Raw genomic sequence first — 25172 nt, 5'->3', positions numbered from 1 at the left:
CAGCATACCCGGGCTTCAAGGTTCCATACGGTGAAACCATCACAGTTCAGCCATACTGGTTCGATGCGGAAAAGGTTAACGACCCAGCAAGCTACGATACTGTTTTGAAACTCGCCGCAGGCAAGTCAGACCGGTTCATCAAACTCGGCGAGGCTAAAACCGTCACCCTGGTTGACCCAACAGGTCTGAAGTGCGAAACACAGCCGGGCACAGGCCAGCCAGGACCTGCTGTGCCAGTACCGCAGCAGCCTGCAGCTCCAACCACCCCTGCACCGCAGCCAAGTGGTAAGAGCGGCAACCTGGCAAAAACCGGAGCAGCTGACAGCACACTCGCTATCGGCACTGCCGCAGCTCTGCTCGGCCTCGGCGCTGCAACAATCGCAGTCCGCCGTCGCAAGGCAAGCTAAAACACTTAACCTAAACTGCTAACCACAGACTGTGGGGTGAGGTCACACACGGCCTCACCCCACAACTGTTTATACCCCTAACCCGATTAAGTTTTCGCCACTAAGATTAAAACCACCATGACAGAACAAACAGTCGGGTTACGCAGCCTCCTCGAACTGCTACGCTCACAGCTAGACCCCGGCGTGTGGTGGCCGGCAGAAACCCGCTTCGAGATCCTGGTTGGCGCGATCCTCACTCAAAACACCTCCTGGAACAACGTCGAAATCGCAATCGCAAACCTGAAAACCGCATCACTAATGACCGCGGAGAAACTCAGCGCCGCACCACCAGATACAGTAGCTGAACTGATCCGCCCCGCCGGATACTACAACAGCAAAACCGTCTACCTACACAACGCCTGCCACTGGTACAACAAAAACGACACCGATGCAGCACAGTACACAACCCCAGAACTGCGAGAATCACTGCTCGCGGTGCGAGGAATCGGCGCAGAAACCGCCGACGATATTCTGCTTTACGCCTACGACCGGGGTGTTTTCATCTACGACCTGTATGCCAGAAGACTACTAAAAGCAGCCGGATTTGGTGACTTCAAAACCTATCAAAGCGCTAAACAGCGGGTGGATCCGCTGGTTACCGCCGCAGATTTCACGGTCGCCGAACTCGCCGAACTGCACGGCCTCATCGTTTGCGCAGGCAAGCGAGCAAGACAGCTGGGAGGCTGGGAGACAGCCTACCCGCTGCTCATCAACGGCGAGTTTAACCGGTAATATCATGGGAGCACTACCACGCAGAGACCGAAATCTCCGCAGGCGTAAAAACCAAGCGAGGGCAAAAGCTCCCAGACCTAAACAAAAATAGCCTGCCAGGAATAAATCACAGCCCCGCGTGTTACAGATAGAGAGATAACGGTTACCGCGCGCACTCCCCCTTAAAAAGAGAACAGTATGGCGCGCACCACAGCAGCAAAGGACATCATGGAATTCGGCGTTTTCACGGTGAGCGACATCACCCGCGACCCCACAACCGATAAAACCCCAAGCGAGGCGGAGCGTATTGACGCAACCGTCGAGATTGCGCTCGCGGCGGAGGCAAACGGTTTTGACGTGTTTGCGATCGGTGAGCACCACAATCCACCGTTCTTCTCGTCATCGCCAACAACCTTCCTCGCCTATGTTGCGGCAAAAACCACAACCCTAAAGCTCAGCACCTCAACAACGCTGATCACAACCAACGACCCAGTGCGGATCGCGGAAGAGTACGCGCTTTTGCAGCACCTCGCCAAGGGGCGCATGGATCTGATGCTCGGCCGCGGCAACACCGCCCCCGTTTATCCCTGGTTTGGGCAGGATATCCGTGCCGCGCTGCCGCTCGCGCTCGAGAACTATAATCTGCTGCACCGGCTGTGGCGTGAGGATGTCGTTGATTTTGAGGGTCGCTTCCGCACCCCGCTGCATGGATTCACTTCAACCCCGCGCCCACTCGACGATGTGCCGCCGTTTGTCTGGCACGGTTCGATCCGCACGCCCGAGATTGCTGAGCAGGCAGCATACTACGGTGACGGCTTCTTCGCCAACCACATCTTCGCGCCATCTAAGCACTCGCTGCGGTTGATCAACTTCTACCGCGAGCGCTATGAACACTACGGCCACGGCAGTGCAAAACAGGCGATTGTTGGGCTTGGGGGTCAAGCGTTTGTTGCAAAGAACTCGCAGGACGCGATTAACCACTTCCGCCCATACTTCGATTCGGCTCCGGTGTACGGTAACGGGCCGAGCATGGAAGACTTCATGGACATGACACCGTTGAGTGTTGGCAGCCCGCAGCAGATCATCGACAAAACCCTCACCTTCCGTGAAACCTTCGGCGACTACCAGCGACAGATGTTCCTCATCGACCATGCCGGACTGCCCCAGCACACGGTGCTTGAACAGATTGAGCTGCTGGGCAGCGAGGTGATTCCGGTGCTGCGCAAAGAACTGGCAGCGAAACGCGATCCCGAGGTGCCAAAAACCGCACCAACCCACGCAGAGCTGGTCACCGCGAAATACGGTGATGACGAACCCCGCCAACCACGCCCACGCGCTAACCGGGGCGATAATGTGACGGGCGGATCCCCCTACCTCGACAGCCCAGAGGCGGGTGGCGCCGCTTTCGGGTTGCGCTAGAATCTCTTTAGACCAGATAAGGGAGTAAAACGGCATGACAGCAAGCGCAGCGTCAGCACCCCCCGCAGCAGCACCGAACGGTGAGCTGACCGCGGTGGTTGTTTCTGCTGGCACCAGTTCACCGTCAAGCAGCACAATGCTCGGAACCCGTGCGGCTGCGCGTTTTAGCGAGCTCGCCGCCGCAGAGGGGCAGCAGGTGACGGTGCAGCTGGTGGATCTGGGTCCGCTCGCGCGCGATATTGCCGAAGCAATAGTCACCCGCTTTGTTTCGCCCGAACTGCAAAAGGCGCTCGACCTGGTGCGTGATGCTGCGGCGCTGATCGTCACAACCCCGGTGTATAAGGCGGGTCCGAGCGGACTGTTCACCTCGTTCTTTCAGACGCTCGACAATGATGTGCTGATTGGCACCCCGGTTTTGCTCGCGGCGACCGCGGGCAGCAGCCGTCACGCGCTCGTCATCGACGAGCAACTGCGCTCCCTGTTCTCATATATGCGTGCTGTTACAGCGCCCACTGCCCTGTTTGCCGCGCCCGAGGACTGGGGTGCTGACCTGAACAAGCGGATCGATCGCGCCGCCGTTGAGCTCGCCGCCCTCGTCGCGGGCGGGTTCCGTGAGCGAGTGCGCGGCACATCCTGGCACAGCTACCAGCACAGTTTCGGCAGCGCCGGTAGCAGCGCGGCCGGTGCAAACAGCGCGGCAGAGATCAACCTCGACAGTGACCTGATGCGCTTGGCTGCGGGCGGATCCGCCAGCTAAGCACCCTCGTTAGGCGCGCCGTTTGTTCCCCCATCCCGCCGGCACCTGCGGGGCCAGACCGCCGCGCTTGCGGGGCTAGCCGGCGACGTTATCGACTGTCTCGGTTTTATCTGCTGCACTGCCTTTTAGTGGCGCGGTGAGCAGCGCGGTTCCCCGCTGTTCAGGCAATAGCCAGGATGCGGCGGCGGCGATCGCGAACGCCGTGGCGAACACGATGAACAGCATCAGCGTGCCACCGATACCAAGCACCAAGCCGACCCAGAGCGGGGCAATGATTGAGGCGATCCGCCCAAAACCTGCTGCGGAACCGGTGCCCGCACCGCGCAACTGAGTTGGATACAGGTCAGGCCCGATTGCGTAGAGCGCACCCCAGGCACCGAGGTTGAAGAATGACAGCACACAGCCAGCAATAAAAATCAACAGGTCAGTGTTTGCGGCGGCATAACCCGCAGCACCGAGCGCGCTGCCGATGAGGAACAATGTTAGTGTGCCGCGACGGCCGATCCGCTCGATCAGCCAGGCGGCGGTGAAGTAGCCGGGAAGCTGTGCGAGCGTGATAATCAGGGTGAACTGGAAGGATTTAACAAGGTCAAAACCGCCCTCAACCAGCAGCGAAGGAATCCAGATAAATGCACCGTAGTAACTGAAGTTAATGCAGAACCAGATCGTCCAGAGCGCGATTGTGCGGCCGCGCAGTGCACGATCCCAGATCGAGGTTGCGGACGCCGCTGCGACATCGCGCTGGGACGGGGCCGCCGAGCCCGCTGCCACTGCATCGGCCTCGCCAGCGGCATCGGCCGCAACACTAGTACCAGCGGCAACTGCACCAGCACCCGCACTACTGGCGACCGCGGCCTGCTTGTTTCGCGAGCCGGAGAGGGTCGGCGATGCCTCGAACTGGGAAACGACCAGCTCAGCCTCAGCAAACTTCCCCTGCGACTCTAAGAACGCCACCGACTCCGGCATACCACGCCGGATAACAAAGGAGTAGAGCGCGGGCACCATACCGAGCAGCAGCGCCCAGCGCCAACCGTCAGCTCCCTGTGTAACAACTGTTGCACCGATTATCGCCGCGAGGATCCACCCCGCTGCCCAGAACGCCTCCAGCAGCACAATCAGTCGCCCTCGCACCTTGCGTGGCGAGAACTCCGCCATCAGGGTTGAAGCGACCGGCAGTTCAGCGCCGAGCCCGAGCCCGACAATAAAACGCAGCACGATCAGCACAATCACGCTGGTTGCGAGCGCGGAGGCACCCGTTGCCAGCCCATAAACCAGCAGTGTGAGCGCGAAAACCTGTTTACGACCGATGCGATCCGCCAGCAGGCCGCCGAGTGACGCACCGAGCGCCATCCCGATGAAGCCGGCTGTCGCGATCCACGAACTCTCTTGAATACTGAGTTCCCAGTGCACCTTGAGCGCCGCAATGACGAACGCAATAAGCCCGACATCCATGGCATCAAGCGCCCAGCCGATGCCCGCGCTGTAAAGCAGATTACGATGTTTCTTTGTAACGGGGAGGGACTCTAACCGCTGTGTTCTGGTGAGCATAAGAGCAATTATATGGCAGAGTCAGGATGACAATAAAGGCTTTGCTGTGTTTTTCGTCACAGTTCTAAACAAACAAAACTCCCCGGCACGCAATCTGGTTTTACGCACCGGGGAGTTTAGTCGAATTAGTCGGCCGTGAACGGCCTTGCTCGCAGGCTAGCTGTTTCGGCGTGCCCGCTTAAAGCTAAGGCCACCGGCAACAACTCCCGCGAGAGCCGCCATCACAAGCAACCAGACAGGCTGTCCGCCTGTCACAGCTAGTGCGTTATGCTGAGTTGCTTTGCTGTCAGCACCGTTTACCGTGCCGGCAGCCGCGTTACCAGCAGCACCAGAGTGTTTAATTATTGACTGCTGGGTAAACCCGGGCTTTTGTGCTGCTCCGTTATCCTTGGATGGATCCGGCACAGGCACGGCTGGGCCGCCGGGCTTTGTCGGAGAAGCGGGTGTGCTCTGCACTGTAGGGTCTGCCGGGTTAGCTGGATTTGCAGGGCCTGCTGGGGCACTAGGAGCTGGATCAGCGGGTTTATTAGGCGCTGGATCAGCTGGCGTCACCGGGTTGAGCAAGGCAGCGAGCGCCGCCTCTGCGGCCTTTGTCTGCTCCTGAGCCTTACCGTATACTGCCTTAGCTGCTGCGGCAGCCTCCTGTGCTGCTGTATCGTTCGGGTTGGTAACACTCTTCTCAGTTGCTGCGTCACGGTCGAACTTCGCAGCAGCCTCAGCGAGTTTCGCCTCTGCGACGGCAAGCTTAGCCTCAGCAACAGCCTTATCAGCGTCGCTTGCGGCAGCGAGCTCGGCCTTCGCCTTCTCAACCTCTGCGCGCTCGGCCTCGGTTGCTACGGCCTTAGCCCTTGCTGCTATCTCGGCGAGACGATCCTCGTCTGAGGTGCTAATCACGTCGGCTTTAACCGGCACTGAGAGTTTCCGCAGTGCGTAGTGGTCGAGGTAGTCACCCCTGGTGGCATCGAGTGTTGGCACATAGATTGCGTCAGCGCGCACAATAAAGGTGTTGTTTTCTGACTTGTGAGTGTCTTTACCATTTGGCAGTGGCACTTCTTTTGTCACGGTGAAAGTATCCGGTGTCAAATACTGCAGGCTACCTGACATGCCGTTCTGCAGAATCGGTGTGCCATCGGGCGCAAAAGCAACAGCTGCGAGCGCTGCTGGCCCCTGCTCAAGAGGGGTTACCTGGGTGACGTCACGGTTAGCGTACTTCAGCACCTGGGTTGCGGTTGAGCTGCCGTATTTCTGTACACCGAGACGATAGATTGTGGTGCCGTCGGTCGCGAGGCTGCGCACATAGGTTTTAGTGTCTCCGGTGTTTGAGCCGGGCATATACTTGGCGCGTTCCTCCGGTGTTGCACCGGCAGGATCAATCGAGATCAAAAGTCCCTTGCTGCTACCTGCTGCGCCGTCAAGGTAAGGCGCGCCGGTTGCATTAAACACAAATGTGCCATCGTTCATCGGTAGCAGCTCAATGTTATCGCCACCAAAGTTGAAGTCACCCCAGATACTGCCGCCGGTTAGCGCAGACCCAACCAGCTCCTGAGAGCTTGGCAGAGGCAGCTCTGCGAAGGATCCACCCGCGTTGGTAATAAGTGTCGCGGTGTTCTTGTCTGAGGTAAGGGAGATAGCGGCAACATGTCCACGGTTGTTTACGCCGACCGAGACAATGTCGTTTGGTGCGGTGAAGGCGACGGTTGGCTCGCCGAGCACACCGTCTGCGACACTTATCGCGCCAAGCTCTTTCCGGTTGGCTGCGCTAACAAAGTAGACGGTTTTGTTTGCCTTATCGTAGGCGATTGTACTGTCTGAGGTGAGGCGGACGCTGCTGCGGCCAAGCTCTTTCAGATCCGCGTCGAGCAGCACAATGTTGCCGCCTGTTTCTCCGACGATGATGTGCGGATCCGCGTCAATCAGCGTGTGTGGGCCGTCAGTGTACTCCTTCTTACTGTCCCAAATTGCATCGGTCAGGGTCGGCTCACCGCTGTCAGAGGCGGGGCGGCTACCCTCTCCCTGGTAGTTGAACGAGAGCGGATCCAGTCCCTCGCCGACGTTGTAGAAGCCAGAGAACATCTTGTTACCGTCCTCGGTGAGGCTGGTTGTGATGTTGCTCCAGTTTACGCGGCCGTTTTCGCTGCTGAAGGTTGCAGACGAGGTGAACAGATTTGCAACCCTAACCGGGGTTTCAGGGACAAATGTCTCGTTTTTTCCGTACTGTTTAGAAGAAACGGTTGCTTCCAGGTAGGAGCCCTCGTCCGAGATAACAACCTTCGGGTCGTTGAACGTCAGGTCAAGCTGGCAGGTGCCCTCAAGCGGTTTTTCGGGAATAGAGCAGTATTTGCGGTAGATAACGGTGCCGTTAAACTGCGCCTCAGTGCGGTTGCCCGCAGCACTGTAGCTCTGTTCAACCAGTTCGAAACTGAAGCCGTTAGCGGTTTTAGTCGCGCCATCAGAGATAACCGTGGCACCACCGGTGTAGTTGTTGAAGCTGGCGCGGATCCCCCACTCCAGGCTTCCCTTTGCATCGTCGTTCCCCTGCGCTGCTGCCGCGGATGCACCGAGCGGCACAAGCAGTGCGCCGCACAGCGACGCAGCAACAATAGTTGCTCTAATTGATTTATGTGACATTCCATTCCTGCCAGATAGGTTGATAGTAAGGTCAGCCTTAATGCTAGCAGCAATTACCCCGAATAATTCATGTGAATTTATTCTGTGAGCGGGCTAATTGAACGCTAAACAGTTTCTATTTATCAGCTAGCAGCGGCTGCGGCTGCGGATCACGGATCCACCAAAAGTCAGGAGCGCGAGCACCGCCCCGGCACCGCAAACAACCGCCCACACCGCAAGTGAAATCCCCGACACCGGAGGGCGGACCCCGGGATCAGCAGATAACGGCGAACCGCTGCCGCTACATCAGACGGTTGTAGATCCAGACCGCGATAAGAAACGCCAGCAATTTTAGCCCGAGCAGCAGCATAATCAGCTGCGCAATAATTTCCAGCGTCTCGTTGCTGGGGAAGAACATGACGATGATTAGTGAACCCAGGAGGCTAATGAAAATGTCAAAGTACGCCATCACAACCAGGGAGTTTGCGAGGATATTGCGGTCTCGCTCGTCGGCCGGTTCAAGGCTTATAATCCGGGTTAGTGCGCCAGCTTTTCCGCGGTTGATTCGCCAGATTAAGCCGATACTGAAGACCACACCCAGCAACATTGTGACCGCTAGCCCCCACCGCTCTTGCACCGCGAAGACTATTGCGGCGGTTAGGAAGATAACCACACCTGCCCAGTTGGCAACGGACATGATTCGCTTAGGCATCAACATCGAATAGCTCCTCCACTGAGGTGTTAAAGTATCTGGCGAGCGACACGGCGAGACGAAGTGAGGGGTCGTAGCGGCCGGCCTCCAGCGAGTTAATGGTTTGCCGTGAGACGCCGACCGCCTGCCCGAGTTTGTCTTGTGAGACGCCAAGCTCCAGGCGTAACTCTCTGACTCGACTTTGCATGTTTCTAGAATATTTCAGTAGCGCATTCCTGTCAAACACGCTTTACATGCATGACGGTATTGACAAACAACAATCTGTCAAATATGCTTTTCTTCTAAAGCGAACTTTACTGGCAAATAAACACAGTTGTTGACCCTAGAGCGGATCCGTGGGTGCGGCAGATTTACGGTTATCCCCCCCCCAGCCTACGATTTACCCCGGACAGTATAATCCTTTTTGATGGCCAAGCGAAGATAGAAAAGATGTACCGATGAACCTGTTAAAAATTGTCTCTAGCGGGGTTAGAAAATACTGGTATTACGTGCTGCTGGTGGCGCTTTTACAGCTGGTCGCAACGATTGCGGCGCTGTGGCTGCCGCACCTAAACGCCGGAATTATTAATGACGGGGTTGCTCACGGCAACACCGATGTTATTTGGGACATTGGCAAGCAGATGCTGCTGATCTGCCTGCTGCAGCTAATCGCCGCCGCCGCATCCGTTTACTTCGGAGCAAAAGCAGCGATCGGAGCGGGTCGTGATCTCCGTGCAGCCGTCTACAACCGGGCAGAGAGTCTGAGCACCGCGCAAGCAACCCGCTTCGGCGCGGCCACACTAACAACCCGTGCAACAAATGATGTGCAGCAGATTCAAATGGTCACACTGCTGTTCTACAATTTCATGGTTGCCGCTCCGATTATGTGCATCGGAGGCATCATCATGGTTGTCCGTGAGGACGCGGGAATGGTCTGGCTCGTGGTGCTCGCGATCCTATTTTTAGTGATCGTTTTAGGGTTGATCGCATCGAAAATGCTGCCACTGTTTGCGCAGATGCAGGTGCGATTAGACGCGATCAACTCGGTTTTGCGTGAACAGATCATGGGTGTCAGAGTGCTGCGAGCGTTTGTGCGAGAGGATTTTGAGGCCGAGCGTTTTGACGGCGCTAACAAGCAGATTACCGATGTCTCAGTTAAGATCGGCAACTATTTTGTGCTGATGTTCCCGGCAATCAACCTGATAACCTATTTCGCCTCAGCCGCGGTCCTCGCGGTTGGTGCTAACCGTGTTGACTCGGGTGAGATGGAGGTTGGCTCCCTAATCGCCTTCAACCAGTATCTGCTACAAATTCTAATGAGCGTGATGATGGCGGTGTTTGTGATGATGATGGTTCCGCGCGCCGCCGTCTGCGCCGATCGCGTCTCCGAGGTGCTAAACACCGAGGTGGATCTCGCATCACCCGGCACCCAGCTTGCTCCAACACCGACACGCGGCTCTGTCGAGTTTGCAGATGTCACCTTCCGCTTCGCAGGAGCTGAACGGCCGGTGCTGCAGCATGTGAGTTTCCGGGCGGATCCCGGGAAAACCACCGCGATTATTGGATCCACCGGCTCAGGAAAGTCAACGCTGCTGAATATTCTGCTCTACCTGTATGCGCCGGAGTCCGGCAGGGTGACGGTTGACGGCGTTGAGGTTTCCAAGCTCACCCGCGAGCAGATTGCCAGCACGATCAGCCTGGTTCCGCAAAAACCGTACCTGTTTAAGGGAACAATCGAGTCTAATCTCAGACTGGGTAAACAGGACGCAAGCGATGAGGAACTGTGGGAGGCACTAGAGATCGCGCAGGCGACAGACTTTGTGAGGGCAAAACCGAAACAGCTGGCGTCTCCCGTTTCACAGGGTGGAACCAGTGTTTCAGGCGGTCAACGGCAGCGGCTGTCGATCGCACGCAGTCTGGTTGCTAAACCGCTGGTTTATCTGTTTGATGACTCGTTCTCGGCGCTGGACGTTGTCACCGACGCGAAACTGCGGGCGGCGCTCGGGGAGCACACCGCCGATGCAACCATGATCGTTGTTGCACAGCGGGTTAGCACGATCCGCAACGCCGATCAGATTGTTGTGCTTGACGCGGGCAAGGTCGTGGGGATTGGAACCCACGCGGAATTGCTCGCTGAGAATGAGGTTTACCAGGAGATTGTTAGCTCACAGCTAACCGCTGAGGAGGTGCAGCAGTGACCAAGCAAGAGCGTCAAGCTGCGAAGAACGCTGAACAGGCTGAATCCGTTCAGCACGAGGAGCTGTTTGAGGAATCCGTCCACACAACCAACGGCCGCGATGATTGGATGGACGGCGGTAACGGTGAGAGCGCGAAGGCGTTCTTTCCAACGCTGCAGAAACTGATGAAGCTGCTACGGCCACACCGACTCGGCATGATCGTTGTGACGTTGATTGTTATCGCATCGGTTTCGCTGAGCGTCCTGGGACCGCGCGTGCTCGGTTTCGCGATGGACGAAATATTCCGCGGTGTTATTGGTAAACACCTGCCTGCGGGCTCAAGCGCCACAGAACTCGCCGAACAGCTCCGCGCAAACGGGCAAGATAACCTCGCAGAAATGCTATTGACCGGTGTCATTGAACCCGGTAAGGGAATTGACTTTGTGGTGCTTACCCAGCTGTTGATCTGGGTTGTGCTGATCTATTTAGTAGCCAACCTGCTGATGTATGTTGCCGGGTTAATTCTGAACCGTCTCTCAATGGCGGTGGTCTATAAGCTGCGCCGTGATATTGAGGCGAAGCTGAACCGGATCCCCCTCGGTTATTACGACTCTAGGCAGCGCGGCGATATTATTTCTCGCGTCACAAACGACGTCGATAACGTGCAGGTAATTGTGCAGCAGGTGTTCTCTTCGCTTTTGCAGATGGGGCTGACCGTCATCGGAATCGGCGTTATCATGTTTGTGCTGTCGTGGGAGTTGGCGTTGCTTGCGCTTGTGGCACTGCCGCTGACCGGTATTATCATCGGCGTAATCGGTGTCCGCACACAGAAACTGTTTAAACAGCAGTGGGCGGCAACCGGTTCTCTGACAGGGCATATTGAGGAGAGCTTCAGCGGCAGAGAGGTTGCGCGGATCTTCAACCGGCAGGAAGAGTTCGCTCGCGTTTTTGATGAGCGCAACCAGCAGCTGTACGGCGCTGCTTCAAAGGCACAGTTCCTCGCGGGCACGATGATGCCAGCCGCACAGTTTGTTAACTACATTGTCTATGTGCTGATCGCTGTTGCGGGTGCGCTAAAGGTTGCCTCAGGGCAGATCACACTCGGCACCGTCACTTCGTTTATTCAGTACTCCAGCGAGTTTAGCCGACCTGTCGGCGAGTTCGCCGGTGTCGTTAACCAGCTACAGTCCGGTGTCGCATCCGCCGAGCGCATCTTTGAGCTCCTCGAAGCGGAGGAAGAAACAGCGGATCACAAGCCCGAGGCAGCGGGGGCGGATCCAGCAGCTGCCGCATCTGGGGCGGATCACACCGCCGCCGTTCCTGCCCGTGCGGAGTGTGGTCGGGTTGAGTTCAAAAACGTTGATTTTAGCTACGACAGCGATAAACCGCTGATCCAGAACCTGTCGCTCAGCGTTGAACCCGGTCACACGGTTGCGATTGTTGGGCCAACCGGTGCCGGAAAAACAACCCTGGTTAATCTGCTGATGCGATTCTACGATCTGCAGGGCGGAAAAATCACCCTCGACGGTGTCGATATTAGTGAGATGACCCGCGCCGAGCTGCGCTCAAGGGTTGGGATGGTGCTACAGGATGCATTCCTGTTCGATGGCACAATCCGCGAAAATATCCGCTACGGCAGGCTTGAAGCCACCGATGAGGAAGTGGTTAGCGCTGCTGAGGCGACGATGGTGGATCGCTTCGTCCGCCAGCTACCAGACGGCTACGACACCGTAATCTCCGAGAATGGTAGCGCCCTGTCAAGCGGCGAGAAACAGCTTTTGACCATTGCGCGCGCCTTTATTGCGCACCCGAAGCTGCTGATTCTGGACGAGGCGACATCCTCCGTTGACACCCGTACCGAGGTGCAGGTGCAGCACGCGATGGCGAAGCTGCAGCAGGGGCGCACCGCGTTTGTGATCGCGCACCGGCTGTCGACGATTCGTGACGCCGACCTGATCCTGATGATGCGCGACGGCCAGATCGTTGAGCAGGGAACGCACGAGGGACTGCTCGCCAGGCATGGCGCCTACGCTGACCTCTACAACTCGCAGTTTAAGGCCGCGAGTGAGAGCGCCAATGGTGCGGATCCGGCCGCCGATGCTGAGCAAGGGGCTGCCGGGGCTGCCGACGCGGAATCGACCAGCAGCGGTGCCGAGCAGTAGCAACGGTGCCGCGAGCTTGGCGGCTCTCAGGCTTGTGCGCTAAGATTGTCGATGGCTCCTCGCGTGGCGCAATCCGGGTGAACTCCCCCAGGGCAGAAATGCAGCAAGGGTAACTCGGCTCTTGCGGGTGCGCGAGGAGTTTTTCATTTGCCAATCTGCCGCTCAGGGCACACCCGCACTGCCGCGTGCTTGAACACGGGCAAGAGCGAATCGGGCACGGGTTCATAGTTCCCAAGGTCGGGCCTTGACAGCATACTTGCCTGGTTCCACACGTCCGGGGAAACCCGGTCGAACTCGAGAGCGAATCTCGATAGCAAAGCTACATGCTCCATAAATACCTTGGAAGTGCGTCTGTTGCCCTCCCTGAACGGGTGTGCCTGATTCAAGTAGGCAAATACCTCAGCACTTGCTCTCGCGAAACCATCACGATCCAACATCGTCCAGCTGGTCCCATCAACAAGACGCTTCACGTCAGTCAAGTACCGGTCAATCTCCCCAGTGTGAACGTCAGCGAAGGAGAATAAGTTCTTCGATATGTTCACGCTCCGGTACTGACCTGCCCACTCGTAGACATCCTGAAACAGGTGCCGGTGGATCGCCCTCACATGATCGGAGTCATAAGTCTTGGGGATGACAACCTGACCTGACAGCAGCTCGCGATGCCTGCGCACGGTCTCAACATACTCCAACCCGGCGAGCATCACCGGGTCACGCTCATCGAATAGATTGCGTAGCGTACCCTCGTCAGGCGGCGGGTAGAAGTACTCCTCCCAGGTATCGAACGACATTAGCGCGCGCCTGCGAAAGTCCGTCGACGTACGGCAGCGTGGGCGCGCCGACGGTACTCTGCGGCATCAATCGCACCGCGGGCCTCGTCGGTCAGATTCTCAACATCCTCGCGGTTCGGCTCCCACCCCTCGTGCCAAGCCGCCGCGAGCGAGTGCACCACAGCACGACGCTGGGTATCATCGAGTTGCTCGAATAATTCCGGCCAGCGCTCCTCAATATTGAACTCGGTGGTAGTCATCGCGTTCCCCTCTACAGAGTCTTAAACTTCATTTTACTACCATGCCCAAAACGACCACTTTTGAGCTAATCCTTCACTGTCACGATCCTGCCTCACCCCTGTCAAAAACACTTTACATGTAAAGTGAGCTTGACAAACCTCCATGGTGTCAAATATGCTTTACGTGTAAAGCGAACTTTACTAGGCAAATTGGCCGCGGTCGCTCGACAAAAAGCGGCCCCGCCCCGCGGGTGCTAAGGCTAAGCAGAGAAGAAGAACGATGAACCACACAGACACTCAGCCGATCGTCGAGGTGAAAAACCTGAACTGCCGGTACGGCGCGTTTCACGCCGTCTCCGACCTGTCATTCAGCGTGAAACCGGGCGAAATCTACGCCCTGCTCGGCACCAACGGCGCCGGCAAAACCACAACCCTCGAAACCGTTGAGGGTCACCGCACAGCCAGCAGCGGCACCGTGAAACTCTTTGGCGAAACAGCGGTTAAGGCAAAAACCCGCAGTCGCACCGGCATTATGCTGCAGGAGAGCGGTTTCGCGGGTGACCTGACCGTAAAGGAAAGCGTGGAACTGTTCGGCAGCGTCTCCGGCCGTAAAGACAGTGTTGCACAGCTGCTCGACGCGGTACAGCTCAGCCACCGCGCAAAAACTCGGGTCACACAGCTTTCTGGCGGCGAGAAGCGGCGCCTCGACTTCGCCACCGCGATCTACGGCAGCCCCGAGCTGGTGTTCCTCGACGAACCAACCAACGCGCTCGATCCAGAATCCCGCGACGCCATGTGGGGTCTGGTCCGCGAGCTCAACAACGCCGGATCCACCATCGTGCTTACAACCCACTACCTTGAGGAGGCGGAGCGTCACGCCCACCGCATCGGCCTGATGCACAACGGCGCTATGGCGCTGGAGGGCACAATCGACGAGCTGGTCAGGTCATACCCGGCGCTGATCTCGTTCACCAGCACCCGGGAGGTCGCCGCCGCACTACCAAACAGCGAGCGCTTCACACTCGAGGGCAACAGTCTCGTGCTGGCAACCCAAAACCTGCAGCAGGACCTGCTGCAACTGCTCACCTGGGCGGATAACCACCGGCTGCACCTAGAAAACCTGCGAGCACAGTCATCATCGCTCGCGGATGTGTTCCGCGCCGTCGCAAACGGCAGCGCACCAGCAGGCAACGCCCCGGTCGCCGGATCCACCGCTGCATAGGCCCTAACCCGCAGACAGCGTAAACCGGATCCGCAGGCAGCGTAGACCCCGGATCCACCCCCCCCCATAAAACCACTCACAAGCTTTAAGGAAGAATCATGTTTAATGTCGCACTCGCCGAGTTCAAAATGCTGCTGCGCAACAAGCTCGTCGCCATCAGCTCGATTGTTGTGCCGCTGACGATAGCCGCGGTGTTTATTTACAGCCAAGACCGTTTTGGTGGATCCTCCATCACCGCCGCCCTGATCACGGTGATGATGGTTGCAATGGGTGTTTATGTCACCGCGACAACCACCCTCGCTGCTCGCCGCCAGAGCCTGTTTTTGAAGAAGATGCGCACAACAACCCTGTCAGACAACAGCATTATTGCAGGGCTGACACTGCCGATTGTGCTGATCAACGTTATTCAGATCGCGATTGTGCTGGTTGTGCTCGCGGTCATCGGCAAAATGCCCGAGAACCCGCACTGGGTTGTTATCGCCGTCCTCAGCCTGGAACTGATGTATGTTGCGCTCGCCCTCGTCACCAGCGCGTTCAGCAACTCACCCGAGCACGCGCAGGTGACAACGCTGCCGATTCTGCTGCTCGGCATGGGTGTTGCCTTCTGGGTTGCGGTTATTGACACCGAGGGAAACACCCTCCTCAACTGGGCACTGCCCGGCGGCGCCGCAACCGACCTGCTCATAAAGGGTTGGGAGTTTGCGGAGGTCGATGACGTGCTGCGCATGGTCGGGTTCAGCCTACTGTGGGTGATTGTCAGCTTCTGGATCGCAAAACGCAGCTTCAGATGGGAGCCCCGCAAGTAGACGGGTCGCCGCGCTGGTTAGCTAGCACCCTCCCTGAGCGGATCGCGTCTTCCCTGGCGGGTCGCCGCCCCTCCCCGCATCGGGCTTACGGCCCCTCTGGCATCGCAATCGGTGCTGGAGGGGCCGCTTGTTTTCCCTGAGTGACTGGCTTCAGCGGCCCAATAGCACATATTCGCATAAATATAAGAATCTCAGGTGCTTTGCACAATTTGGTTTAACCGTGTTGAAAGTGAAAAAATAGAGGACGGAAAAATCATATCTGCGCGGTTTCGCCGCGCTCGTTGTCTATGGAAGCTCCCCCTGTAGTGACGAAGGAATCCGGTATGTCTTCTCAGAGCAGCAGCTCGCCCGCAACCAAAATCGCCAGCATCGCCCTGGCTGGATCCGCGCTATCAACACAGATTGTTTCTGTTGCCCACGCCGATGACACCGGGCAGGCAACCCCTAGCAGCGACAACATCAAGTGCGTCAGTGTGCCCGCTGGTGGATCCGCGGGCAACGAAGCAGCCGAGGCAGCCGAGGCAGCGAGGCAGTCGCTCGCGCGCACTGAAGAGGAGCTTGGGGGCGAAAAGCGCGGAGCTTGACTCGGCAGAAACCCGGCTTGCGGAGAACCGCGCCGCGGTAGAACTGAGCGAGGCGGCAGTCCAGCAGGCAAGCACCGAGCAGCAGAGCGCTTTCGGGGAACTGAACACGCGCGTCACAAAACAGCAACAGTCCGCGGCGGACGCAGTCGAAACGGCTAGGCAGCAGCTGAGCACGGAGCAGGCTTCGCACACCGCGGCGCTCAGCAAGCTCGCCACAGCCGAGCAGCAGGCGGAGCTGGCGGAACAGCAAAACAACGCGATCAGACAGCAGCTTGAAGAGCAGCGAGAGGCCACCGCAGCGGCGATAACACCCGCCGATATAGAGCCGGGGTCAGATAGCTCACCGCGCCTTGAAACTATAAACCAGCGGATCACGTCACTAAACGACGAAATTGCTCAGCTGCAGCGCACAGTCACCGACGCGGCCGCCAGCCGCCAACAGCTTGAGGAACAGCAGGCGACACTGCGTGAACAGGCCGAAGCCGCCGCCACCGCACTCAACAGCGCGCAGACCGCTTTCACGGACGCTGAGGCCAGGCAGCAACAAACCGCGGCGGAGCTAACCGCGGCAGAACAGGTGCTCAACGCGGCAACCAGTGAGCTCGCGAGGGTTGAGGGGCAGGTCAGGGACGGATCCGCGCAGGAGCAGCAGCTAACTGATAAGCTCACCGCCGCGACCGCGGAGCGTGACCGAGCAGAGGCGAGCGTTGCCTCACTCAACCAGCAGCTTAGTGAACTCAACACGGAGCTTGAGCGGCTAACCGCCGAGCTGCAAGCAGCCCAGGCCGAGGCAGACAGCAAAGCGGCGGAGCTGAACGCGGCCGAGCAGAACGCTGCCTTCCGGCCGGAGGAGCTGATTAGCCGCGAGGTGTTAACCGAGAACCTCGCCATGTTCCGTGACAGTGAGCAGGGGCCCGAGCGGATCGCCGAGCTCAGCGATGTTCCGGCCGACCTCACCGGCTATTTCCTCCGCGCTAGCCTGCCAGACGGCCGCGAGCTCACCCTGCCGGTAACCGCGATAACCGCCGCCGCTAACCCCACCGCTAACCCCACCGCTAACCCCACCGCCGAGGGCGGAGCTACTGACGGTTCACAATCCGAATCCTTCACCGTGCACGCAACCGTCCCCGGCAACATTGCACACCTCCCGTCAGTAACCCTGACCCTCCCTCGCCTAAACCCGCAGACCACAAGCGTCTACCGCACCTTTGCCTCCCTGATCGAGGCGATTAAAGCCGACCCGACCGGTACTTTCCGCCTAGGCGCTAACCTGCAGGTGGAGACAAACGACACCGCGGCGGGATCCGCCTATCTCACAAGCCCTTTCACTGGCACGCTCGACGGTCAGGGCTTCTCGATTAGTAGGCTGACAAAGCCGCTGTTTAGCGAGCTCAGCGCCGGCGCCCGCGTTCAAAATCTCGCACTCACGGACGTAAACATAACCTCGAACGAGGCCAACACCGGCGCCCTCGCTCAGCAGGCGACCGGCACCAACACACACGTCACTAACGTTCGTGTTAAGGGCCGCATCGAGGGCGATAAAAGCGCCGCCGGAATCATCTCAGAGGCTCAAAATACTCGCTTTGAAGAGGTGTTCTTTGAGGGACGCCTGTACTCCAACTGGCGGCGAGAGGGGGCTAACCTGGGCGGGCTCGTCGGCAAGCTGGCGGGCGGATCCATCACCGACTCAGGATCGCAGGCAACCCTCGAAACTGCCTACCGCCAGCAAAACAACACGGTTGGTGGCCTGGTTGGCCACCTCACCGACGGCGCAGCCATCACCCGCTCCTATGTGGGTGGATCCATAACCAACGGCCGCACCCGAGGCAACGCGGGCGGTATCGTCGGATCCGTGAAACAAACAACCGGCCAGCCCGGAACGGTCAGCAACGTTGTTTCGGCGGTTGCTGTGCAGGGCGGACGGATCGGTCACGGCGACACCTCGGTCAACGCCCTGATGACAGACATCCGCTATCTTGCGGGCGAGGCGAGCGGCACCGCAGACGCCCACGCCGCGGGCACCCAGGTTGAGGCGGACGCTGCGGAGGCAGCATATGACGCGCTGCAGCTTAACTACCGGGTGCGGCCGGGCGGCAAAACCGCCACCGGATCGGACCGTTTCGCAGGGGTAGCGGAGGCTCGCGCTGACCGCCAGCAGGCATACAAGAACTATGCGCTGCTCACCCCGCTGGAGACGGCGGAGGCGATTGTGCGCGCCGGTAACCTGCTGGCGGACAGTGACCCGCTGGTGACCAAGGTGCTGCGATCTGCACTGCCGATCGTTAACGGCAGAGTGAACTTTACTCCGCTCGGCGCAGATCAGCGCGTTGACGGGGTGTTCCTGCACTTTGCTGACAGTAGTGTGCAACGGCGGGCGGTTAAACCCGCTGCCGCGACGGGCAGCCAGGGCGGATCCACTGCAACACAGACTGGCGCGGCGGGCGCCACCACAGCTTACCGATTCACTGACGGACTCCCCTACACGCCAGCGCAGCTAGCAACCCCGGACAAGCGGTTTATTGACGAGCTTGCGCGGGAACTGGGCGCCGTCCAATTTGACGGTGTGAATATTGCCGCGCTGGTTACGCCGCAGAAGTGGCAGGAGACCCTGCAGAAACAAAAAACCGGCAGCGACGAAGAAAAACAGCGGGCTGCGGCAGCTGAGCTTCGCGGTTTGCTCTACCTCGACACAGTCTTTGCGCAGCAGCGTGAACAGCTCGCAGAGGTTTTGCAGAAGCTTGTCAGCCAGGAGCGCACGAGCGCAACCGCCCCGGGTAGCCAGGCAGCGCTGCAGCGGAAAATCCTGGAGAATAAAGAAGCTTTCCTGCTCGCTCTCGCCTACGTCAATAAGTGGTACAACATTGACTTTGGTGAGGCGAATCTGCGCGACCTGCTGGTGTTCCGCCAAGACTTTTACGGTTCAAAACAGAGCCCCGTTGACTGGCTGATCGCGCTCGGTAAAGACTATTACCACCTGGATCCACAAAAGAACACCGAAGCTTACGCCAAATATGCTTCGCAGTATGCCCGGCACGTCGATATTTTAGACCTGCTCGAATCGACGCGGAAACAGTTCACAGCAACAAACAGTTTCGATGAGTGGTTTAAACAGACCACAAAAGCGCACCTGGTAGAGACCCCGTCGAAAGAGGTGCCAGGCCACGATGTCACCGCCTCCGAGCGTTTTAGGCAAACCAGGTATAAGACGTTTATGCTGCCGCTTTTGACGGTTAGTGAAAACACAGTTTTTGTGATGGTGCACATGACCAGCATCACAATGGGATCGTTTGAACGCTACTACGATGCCAGGCGAGCAACCACACCGGAGCTGGTTAAACAGCGAGTAGCCGAGATTAAGGAACGCCTGGGATCCTACGCCGAAAAATACCGTGACTACTACGATATGTGGTATCGGATTTCAAAAGACAGCGTGAAACCAAAACTGCTGGCGAGTATCCCCGTGCTCGACGGATACGGCAGTGAGGCAGGCTGGTCCGCCCAATACGGGCCGGGTGCAATGCGATCCGTTGCCGAGTTCTTTGGCCCGACCGGTAACTGGTACCCGAACGCACCATACGGCGCCTACTCAAACGGTGACGCAACCTTTATGGTACAGGCGAGCTCCCTCAGCCCCTACGGGATTGCGCTCTACACTCACGAGATGGTGCACAACCTCGACTATCGCGTGTTCCTCAGCGGATACGATCGCAGGGCTGGCGCGCTGCCCGAGATGTACCCGGTTTCGCTGCTGCAAAACCCAACAAACCGGTCAAGCGAGGCGCTCGGGTTTAACCAGTCCGCATACTTCGAAAACGAGCAGGGTCTCTACCTGCACAATCATCGCCCAGACCGTTTCCAGACGGTGACAGACCTCAACCAGTATTTCAAGGGCTACTTTAACGCGCTCTACCTGCTGGATAACGCCGAAGCTGAGGCAATGCTCGCGCAAACCCCTGAAGCATTGTCGGCGATGCTGATGCGTCTCGGTAATCACGTGCAGGGCGGGGCGACGGTTAACTCCTATGACGCGCTAACCGCCGAGCAGATTAGGCAGATGGGGCTTGGATCCATTAACGACCTGATCGAGAACTCGCTGATGATCCGCCGCGCAAACCAGCCATCTAACGGGCCGCTGATCCGTAACGGCTACCCGAACGTGACAGTGCTTGACCCGCTCTACGGCACCGGCGAATCTACGACCGGAATCACCGGTGAATCAGCGTTTCGCCGCAATGCCCTGGAGCTTTTGGCGGCGAAGGGTTACGAGGACGGTTTCATCTCCTACACCTCCAACCGGCTCGCTGACGCGGCACGAGCTGCGGGGCGCGGCGACATTCCAGACTCGGTGCTAATGCCGATTATTTTTGCCGGCGACCCCTACTCGACGCTCAAAGACTACCGCAAACACGCCTACGCGGAGGTTCGTGCGCGCGCGGCAACCCACCTGCAACCGCTGACGGTGAACTTCGACGGGCGGGCAGAAACCTTCACCAACTATCAGCAGATAGTTGACCCTTTTAAGGAACTGCTCGCCGACGATGTGACCAAGAACCGCCAGGGCAACCGCAACTCTAAAGCGTACACGTTCAAGGGTGCGCTGTTTAGCGCGCTAATGCGGCAGACCGATGAGTTTAAAACCTCGCTGTTCACAGACGGCAAGGACCAGCTGGTGCCGTGGACAGTCGCCCCCAAGCCAGCAGCGACACCGCCTCAGCAGCTGCCGCAGCGCGCCACCCCAGAGCTAGAAATCACCGGGCAGCAGGCTCAAGATCCCGCATCCCCGGCGCCTGAACCACCTGCGCCTGTAACCCCTGCGCCAGAGGCTCCCGCCCCTGAAAATCCTGGCGCCGATACTAACGGTGCCGAAGCTCCCGAGGCTGTGGCTCCCGAGACCGAGACCCCTGCGTCTGAAACCCCTGCCCAGCGGGAGGCCACTGCCAACCTCGCAGCCCGCCAGGCAGAACGCAGTGCGCTCCTCACCTCACAGCAGCAGCGAGCAACCGTGCTCGCAGCGACCCGCCAGCGCCTTGCGGCCGCCGAGGCAGCGGTGGGGCGGATCCGCGAAACCCGCGAACAGCACCAGCTCACCGCCGCAGCAAAACAGGCGGAGCTGCAGACACTAAACAGCCGTGTTGCCGCTCTGAGCAGCGAACTCGCCGAGGGCAGCACTCACCTTGCCGAGCTACGGCAACGAGCCGAAGCACAGCGCGACACGGTAGAGCAGCTGCGTGAGCGCGCGGCAGAACAGGCCGCAGCAAACGAGGCGGCTGAGCAGCGGATCCGCACCACAGCAACAGCGGTTACCGCCTCCGAGCAGCAGCTCACCCGCGCACGCCAGCTCCTCACCGAGTCGGTTACCGCGCTAAACGCGCTTGTGGATCGCGCCAACCAGGCAGCATCCCAGCGCGAGGCACTGCTTCCCGAAGCCGCACGGCTTGTGACGCTGCGTGACCTGTTGCAGGTGTTTGATGCCGTGCAGGCGCTCAGCGACTCCGCCGAGGACAACGCCGGAGCGGCACGCGAGCGAGTAGCCCGGGCGCAAAACACCGCATCAACCGCGGCTTCTCGTGTGGCTCGGCTTACCGCAACGGTTTCGCAGCTTGAAACAGAACAGCAGCAGCTGCAGGAGCTTACAGCCGCAGCACCGTTTACCGCTGAGAATCTCGCGCAGCTAAACGGCTCCGCGCTCGCCGCGGTGCCGGCAATTGCGGAGGCTCTCGCCGAGGTTCACAGGCGGATCACGCTGCTGAGCGATGCTGTCACCACCCGCGACCAGGCTCGCGAACAGCTGCGCGTCAGCGAGGAGGCTGTGACCTCACTCGCCGCCGCAAAATCCCGCGCACAGGCGGCTGTGCTGCAGGCGACGCTCGAACTGCAGCGCCTCGAAACCGCCGCGGCCGCAACCCCTCAGCCGCAAAAACACGCCTGTGTGCCGCGCACCGCGCCAACCGCGAGCGACCTGCCGGTTTATGACCTGTCACAGCTGCGAATCACCGCGATTCCGCGCAACTTCCCAACCATTGACCCGCTTCCCGCCTACGATCTTGCGGCGGTGGATCCCGTTACCCCAGCGCCTAAACCAGCCTCGCCGCGGCCAGCTGGTTCAGCACCGCAGCCAGCTGATTCTGGCCAGCAAGTTGTGCCTGCTGACCCCGTTGCGCCTGCGCAGCCCGTTGCCTCTGAGACGCGGCCAGCTGGATCCGCCCTCGCAAAAACGGGCGGCAGCGAACGCTCTGCGGCGGAGCTGTCTGCTCTGGCGTTAGCGCTCAGCGGGCTTGGCGCAGCACTCGGGATAACAGCGAAGCGCGGGCAGCGGCGGGAGAGGCAGTAGCGGCGATAAAGGACTCTAAAAAACTATGCGGTACCGCCGCACAGTAACCGCCTGTCCGCCTATGCTCAGTTGTTTCGTTTTCGCCTCGTTGTCAGCGATCCACCCCTGGTACTCGTAAAAAGCGATAGCGGAGCTATTACCGTCCAAAACCCACAGGTAAGCAGATTTGAATCCGTGCGTCTGCAACTCCGAGTGAGCGTGCCTAAGCAGCAGCCTGCCGAACCCTTCGCCCTGCCATTGCGGGTGAATATATACTCCCTCCAGCTCGCCCTCACTATCATCAGTATTTTCGTCTCGACCTGCGCCGAGCGTGAGCCAGCCAACAACAGTATCGCTCTGATCCGCTGCGATCCAAACCCTCTCCAGCGGATCGGTGCGCTTCTGGGCAATCGCAGCTCTCCAAGAAAGAACCCTGTCCGCTACCGAAAGCGAGTCCAAGTGAGCCTGCGGAACCAATCCGCGGTAGGCTGACTGCCAACCCCGCACATGTACTTCCGCAATCGCCTCAGCGTCTGTGACCTCAGCGGGACGAACCCTCACCTCAATACCCCTATCAATCTGGCATTTCCCAAACTACTCAGCTGGCTAGCGGATCCGCTACAACCGCGCCGCGATCGCCGCGTCAATCAGCTGGTCACCGATTTTAAACTTCGCCCTCTCAACACCCTCAACCGTGAAACCGGCATACTCGGCAACCCTCGCGGACGCAGGATTGTTAAGACGATAACCCAGTTCGAGACGTCTTATACCCGGTGAGGCAGCTGTTTTAAGCAGCTCAAACCCACCAGGCAGAGCCTGATGATCGAGACGGTCCATCGCCCAGTCGGTGACCAACCTGACTGCGGACTTCATTTGACCCTTGCCGCGCAGCTCTCCCGCGCTCCAGTACCACACCCAGGCTCGATCATATTTACCGGTGGCAGGGTCTTTATCTTCGAAAGATAAACCGATCAGTCCGGCAGCCTGACCGTTAACCTCCAGGCAGAAGATCGCCCGCTCTTCACTCCCGGGCAGAAAAGGCTCAACCGCCGCCTGTGCGTCCGAGAGCGAGCTCAGCGCGGGCAGCTGCCTGCCAAGATCATCGTGCGCCCGATACAGTTCAAGCAGCCGCTCCGCGTCCGCCAAACTCCAGTGTCGCAGTGAAACCGCAGCTTTCTCGTTCCCTGATTCAAGCATAAAAACACCTTAGCACGGGGTTCTGCTCTCCCCCAGTGCCCGAGAAATGGCGGCAGGTTCAGCTTCTAACCATGTTCTTCGCCCCACAGGTGGGTTATGATCTAACCACAACCCGCTCTCGGTTGAAAGGATCCACAATGCAGTTGCTAACCGATCAAGACATCACCGCCATCTCCCCTGCCAAGACGGTCGGGTGGATCCGTGAGGCAGTTAAACTGCACGGCTCCGGCGCGCTTGAGAGCCCGGCCCGCGTCTCGGCAAAGCTCGCACAGGGTAAGCTCACGTTCACTGCGGGGGCGGATCCGCGCTTGTTCGGTTTCCGCAGCTACGACACGCTACCAACCACCGCGGGTGAGCAGGTGACTGTCGTGCATGAGCGTGATACCGGCAGGGTTGCCGCGATCCACATCGGAAACGACCTGGGAGCAATGCGCACGGGCGCACTGGGCGGTGTTGCTGCGTCTTTAATCGGCCCGGTTGGGCCTTGCGAGCTCGCGATGATAGGCACCGGGGAGCAAGCCTGGCGGCAGCTGTGGGCGCTGTCGGCGACGCTGAACATCACTGTGGCTCGCGTGTTTAGCCGCAATCCCGATGCTCGCAGGGTGTTTTGTGAGCGCGCGAGAACCGAGCTCGGCATCAACGCTGCCCCGGCCGAGTCAGCAAAAGACGCGGTCACAGGTGCGGACGCGGTGGTTTTGGCGACTAACTCGGCAACCGCCGTGATCGACTCTGCCTGGTTGAAAGGCGATGTGATGGTGACCACGATGGGGCCGAAACAGGTTGGGCGTGCAGAATTCAAACTCGATCTGGTTACCGGCGCAGATTTGGTTGTGACGGATTCGCTGGCTCAGCTGCGAGCCTACGATCCGCCGTCGCTGGTTGCCGATGCTGGTTTAGCGGATCACGTCAAACAGCTATCCGACCTGCTCGCCGTGCAATCTCCCGCCGCCGCGCAAACCGCCGCCGATCGGAACTCCAACACCGGGCCAGTCTCCATCGCTGGGAACGCTGCCGCTCCGACGGTGGCCACTCCACGCAATCCACGCCAGGGCAGACGAGTATACCTCTCCGTTGGGCTTGCCGGCACCGAGGTTCACCTACTGGGCAGAATCGCCGAGCACCTCAGACCCTAGTAGCTAGCTGTATTACTAATTTCGTGGGAGCTTAATTATAGGTACACAGATAAAGCCATTACGCTAACGAGAAAAATATATAAAGCGGGATTTCTAGCTTATCCTAGCTGGCAGATCAGACAATTTTTGGTCTTGATGAACCAGTTTAAGCGATCTACTATCGGGAAATATATACTATCTCTAAACCTGTGTGGTCAGAGATTCAAGCCTGAATCTCTGACCACACAATGAAATGGTAAGCTGTTAGCACTAGCTCTCTGCGCGCGCCAACCGCTGTAATATCTTCCGTTGTTTTCGATGCAAAGCCTGGCCTGACCCCTGTTTTTAGATCCGGCTGTTTTTAGAGTCCAGAATGTAGACTGCCAGCATTAACTGGCATCACTTGAAAGGACAACA

Annotated in this window: 19 protein-coding genes and 1 other RNA gene; 12 read left to right on the top strand and 8 right to left on the bottom strand. The window is 58.7% G+C overall.

The features are described 5' to 3' along the window. The 4 genes from EII30_RS08290 to EII30_RS08275 all read left to right on the top strand — a co-directional run. A partial coding sequence (locus tag EII30_RS08290; RefSeq protein ID WP_124886869.1) for an LPXTG cell wall anchor domain-containing protein occupies nucleotides 1-407 on the top strand: 407 nt, incomplete at its 5' end. A gap of 117 nt (nucleotides 408-524) precedes the next feature. Then, nucleotides 525-1178 (top strand): endonuclease III domain-containing protein, encoded by a 654-nt coding sequence (locus EII30_RS08285; RefSeq protein WP_124886868.1) that lies wholly within the window; start codon nucleotides 525-527, stop codon nucleotides 1176-1178. A 207-nt stretch (nucleotides 1179-1385) separates the two neighbouring features. Further along, the gene (locus tag EII30_RS08280) at nucleotides 1386-2576 is read left to right on the top strand and encodes a CE1758 family FMN-dependent luciferase-like monooxygenase (protein ID WP_124886872.1); all 1191 of its coding nucleotides are present in this window, start codon (nucleotides 1386-1388) and stop codon (nucleotides 2574-2576) included. A 34-nt stretch (nucleotides 2577-2610) separates the two neighbouring features. Continuing rightward, a complete protein-coding gene (locus EII30_RS08275; protein ID WP_124886867.1) occupies nucleotides 2611-3333 on the top strand; it encodes a CE1759 family FMN reductase in 723 nt (240 codons plus the stop codon). 75 nt (nucleotides 3334-3408) lie between these two features. On the opposite strand, the gene EII30_RS08270 is transcribed toward EII30_RS08275, so the two are convergent. From EII30_RS08270 to EII30_RS08255, 4 genes are all read right to left on the bottom strand, one after another. Next, nucleotides 3409-4881 (bottom strand): MFS transporter, encoded by a 1473-nt coding sequence (locus EII30_RS08270; RefSeq protein ID WP_124886866.1) that lies wholly within the window; start codon nucleotides 4879-4881, stop codon nucleotides 3409-3411. A gap of 156 nt (nucleotides 4882-5037) precedes the next feature. Continuing rightward, on the bottom strand, nucleotides 5038-7509 hold the full coding sequence (locus EII30_RS08265) for an HtaA domain-containing protein (protein ID WP_124886865.1): 2472 nt from the start codon (nucleotides 7507-7509) through the stop codon (nucleotides 5038-5040). 280 nt (nucleotides 7510-7789) lie between these two features. After that, nucleotides 7790-8200, bottom strand: a complete 411-nt coding sequence (locus EII30_RS08260) for a hypothetical protein (RefSeq protein ID WP_124886864.1) — start codon at nucleotides 8198-8200, stop codon at nucleotides 7790-7792. Then, on the bottom strand, nucleotides 8193-8387 hold the full coding sequence (locus EII30_RS08255) for a helix-turn-helix transcriptional regulator (protein ID WP_124886863.1): 195 nt from the start codon (nucleotides 8385-8387) through the stop codon (nucleotides 8193-8195). Before EII30_RS08255 ends, EII30_RS08260 begins: the two co-directional genes overlap by 8 nt. Before the next feature lie 250 nt (nucleotides 8388-8637). On the opposite strand from EII30_RS08255, the gene EII30_RS08250 reads away from it, so the two are divergent. From EII30_RS08250 to ffs, 3 genes are all read left to right on the top strand, one after another. Continuing rightward, on the top strand, nucleotides 8638-10377 hold the full coding sequence (locus EII30_RS08250) for an ABC transporter ATP-binding protein (protein WP_124886862.1): 1740 nt from the start codon (nucleotides 8638-8640) through the stop codon (nucleotides 10375-10377). A 107-nt stretch (nucleotides 10378-10484) separates the two neighbouring features. Next, nucleotides 10485-12518, top strand: a complete 2034-nt coding sequence (locus EII30_RS08245) for an ABC transporter ATP-binding protein (RefSeq protein ID WP_124886871.1) — start codon at nucleotides 10485-10487, stop codon at nucleotides 12516-12518. A gap of 50 nt (nucleotides 12519-12568) precedes the next feature. Then, an RNA gene (gene ffs, locus EII30_RS08240) (signal recognition particle sRNA small type) lies at nucleotides 12569-12665 on the top strand. Here ffs and EII30_RS08235 read toward each other — a convergent pair. Both EII30_RS08235 and EII30_RS08230 read right to left on the bottom strand, forming a co-directional pair. Further along, entirely contained in the window at nucleotides 12662-13306 is a 645-nt protein-coding gene (locus EII30_RS08235) for a Fic family protein (protein WP_124886861.1), read from the bottom strand. The two genes, ffs and EII30_RS08235, sit on opposite strands and share 4 nt — an antisense overlap. Next, complete coding sequence (locus tag EII30_RS08230; protein WP_124886860.1) at nucleotides 13306-13545, bottom strand: antitoxin VbhA family protein; 240 nt, start codon at nucleotides 13543-13545, stop codon at nucleotides 13306-13308. The genes EII30_RS08235 and EII30_RS08230 overlap by 1 nt, the downstream gene beginning before the upstream one ends. Before the next feature lie 259 nt (nucleotides 13546-13804). Here EII30_RS08230 and EII30_RS08225 point away from each other — a divergent pair, with 259 nt between their 5' ends. The 4 genes from EII30_RS08225 to EII30_RS08215 all read left to right on the top strand — a co-directional run bounded on the left by EII30_RS08225 (nucleotide 13805) and on the right by EII30_RS08215 (nucleotide 22467). Continuing rightward, the gene (locus tag EII30_RS08225; protein WP_199731600.1) at nucleotides 13805-14746 is read left to right on the top strand and encodes an ABC transporter ATP-binding protein; all 942 of its coding nucleotides are present in this window, start codon (nucleotides 13805-13807) and stop codon (nucleotides 14744-14746) included. Nucleotides 14747-14844: 98 nt separating this feature from the next. Beyond that, nucleotides 14845-15552 (top strand): ABC transporter permease, encoded by a 708-nt coding sequence (locus tag EII30_RS08220; protein WP_124886859.1) that lies wholly within the window; start codon nucleotides 14845-14847, stop codon nucleotides 15550-15552. 323 nt (nucleotides 15553-15875) lie between these two features. Beyond that, nucleotides 15876-16136, top strand: a complete 261-nt coding sequence (locus tag EII30_RS08915; protein ID WP_158608697.1) for a hypothetical protein — start codon at nucleotides 15876-15878, stop codon at nucleotides 16134-16136. After that, nucleotides 16111-22467, top strand: coding sequence for a ZmpA/ZmpB/ZmpC family metallo-endopeptidase (locus EII30_RS08215; protein ID WP_158608696.1), 6357 nt, complete (start codon nucleotides 16111-16113; stop codon nucleotides 22465-22467). Before EII30_RS08915 ends, EII30_RS08215 begins: the two co-directional genes overlap by 26 nt. Before the next feature lie 15 nt (nucleotides 22468-22482). Here the strand turns inward: EII30_RS08215 and EII30_RS08210 are convergent, their stop codons facing one another. Both EII30_RS08210 and EII30_RS08205 read right to left on the bottom strand, forming a co-directional pair. Next, complete coding sequence (locus tag EII30_RS08210) at nucleotides 22483-23007, bottom strand: GNAT family N-acetyltransferase (protein WP_158608695.1); 525 nt, start codon at nucleotides 23005-23007, stop codon at nucleotides 22483-22485. Nucleotides 23008-23064: 57 nt separating this feature from the next. Beyond that, nucleotides 23065-23643: a GNAT family N-acetyltransferase gene (locus tag EII30_RS08205; RefSeq protein WP_124886856.1), complete on the bottom strand. Its 579-nt coding sequence runs from the start codon at nucleotides 23641-23643 to the stop codon at nucleotides 23065-23067. A gap of 137 nt (nucleotides 23644-23780) precedes the next feature. On the opposite strand from EII30_RS08205, the gene EII30_RS08200 reads away from it, so the two are divergent. Beyond that, complete coding sequence (locus EII30_RS08200) at nucleotides 23781-24776, top strand: hypothetical protein (protein ID WP_158608694.1); 996 nt, start codon at nucleotides 23781-23783, stop codon at nucleotides 24774-24776. The last annotated feature ends 396 nt before the right edge of the window (nucleotides 24777-25172 follow it).

This window comes from Leucobacter sp. OH1287, from assembly GCF_003859945.1.
GTDB lineage: Bacteria > Actinomycetota > Actinomycetes > Actinomycetales > Microbacteriaceae > Canibacter.
This window is presented reverse-complemented; position numbering and strand designations above follow the sequence as displayed.

What these genes read in the sequence shown, in the direction of transcription:
- EII30_RS08285 (WP_124886868.1), top strand. Translation starts at nt 525, where the DNA reads ATGACAGAACAAACAGTCGGGTTACGCAGCCTCCTCGAACTGCTACGC.
- EII30_RS08280 (WP_124886872.1), top strand. Translation starts at nt 1,386, where the DNA reads ATGGAATTCGGCGTTTTCACGGTGAGCGACATCACCCGCGACCCCACA.
- EII30_RS08275 (WP_124886867.1), top strand. Translation starts at nt 2,611, where the DNA reads ATGACAGCAAGCGCAGCGTCAGCACCCCCCGCAGCAGCACCGAACGGT.
- EII30_RS08270 (WP_124886866.1), bottom strand. Translation starts at nt 4,881, where the DNA reads ATGCTCACCAGAACACAGCGGTTAGAGTCCCTCCCCGTTACAAAGAAA.
- EII30_RS08265 (WP_124886865.1), bottom strand. Translation starts at nt 7,509, where the DNA reads ATGTCACATAAATCAATTAGAGCAACTATTGTTGCTGCGTCGCTGTGC.
- EII30_RS08260 (WP_124886864.1), bottom strand. Translation starts at nt 8,200, where the DNA reads ATGCCTAAGCGAATCATGTCCGTTGCCAACTGGGCAGGTGTGGTTATC.
- EII30_RS08255 (WP_124886863.1), bottom strand. Translation starts at nt 8,387, where the DNA reads ATGCAAAGTCGAGTCAGAGAGTTACGCCTGGAGCTTGGCGTCTCACAA.
- EII30_RS08250 (WP_124886862.1), top strand. Translation starts at nt 8,638, where the DNA reads ATGAACCTGTTAAAAATTGTCTCTAGCGGGGTTAGAAAATACTGGTAT.
- EII30_RS08245 (WP_124886871.1), top strand. Translation starts at nt 10,485, where the DNA reads ATGGACGGCGGTAACGGTGAGAGCGCGAAGGCGTTCTTTCCAACGCTG.
- EII30_RS08235 (WP_124886861.1), bottom strand. Translation starts at nt 13,306, where the DNA reads ATGTCGTTCGATACCTGGGAGGAGTACTTCTACCCGCCGCCTGACGAG.
- EII30_RS08230 (WP_124886860.1), bottom strand. Translation starts at nt 13,545, where the DNA reads ATGACTACCACCGAGTTCAATATTGAGGAGCGCTGGCCGGAATTATTC.
- EII30_RS08225 (WP_199731600.1), top strand. Translation starts at nt 13,805, where the DNA reads ATGAACCACACAGACACTCAGCCGATCGTCGAGGTGAAAAACCTGAAC.
- EII30_RS08220 (WP_124886859.1), top strand. Translation starts at nt 14,845, where the DNA reads ATGTTTAATGTCGCACTCGCCGAGTTCAAAATGCTGCTGCGCAACAAG.
- EII30_RS08915 (WP_158608697.1), top strand. Translation starts at nt 15,876, where the DNA reads ATGTCTTCTCAGAGCAGCAGCTCGCCCGCAACCAAAATCGCCAGCATC.
- EII30_RS08205 (WP_124886856.1), bottom strand. Translation starts at nt 23,643, where the DNA reads ATGCTTGAATCAGGGAACGAGAAAGCTGCGGTTTCACTGCGACACTGG.
- EII30_RS08200 (WP_158608694.1), top strand. Translation starts at nt 23,781, where the DNA reads ATGCAGTTGCTAACCGATCAAGACATCACCGCCATCTCCCCTGCCAAG.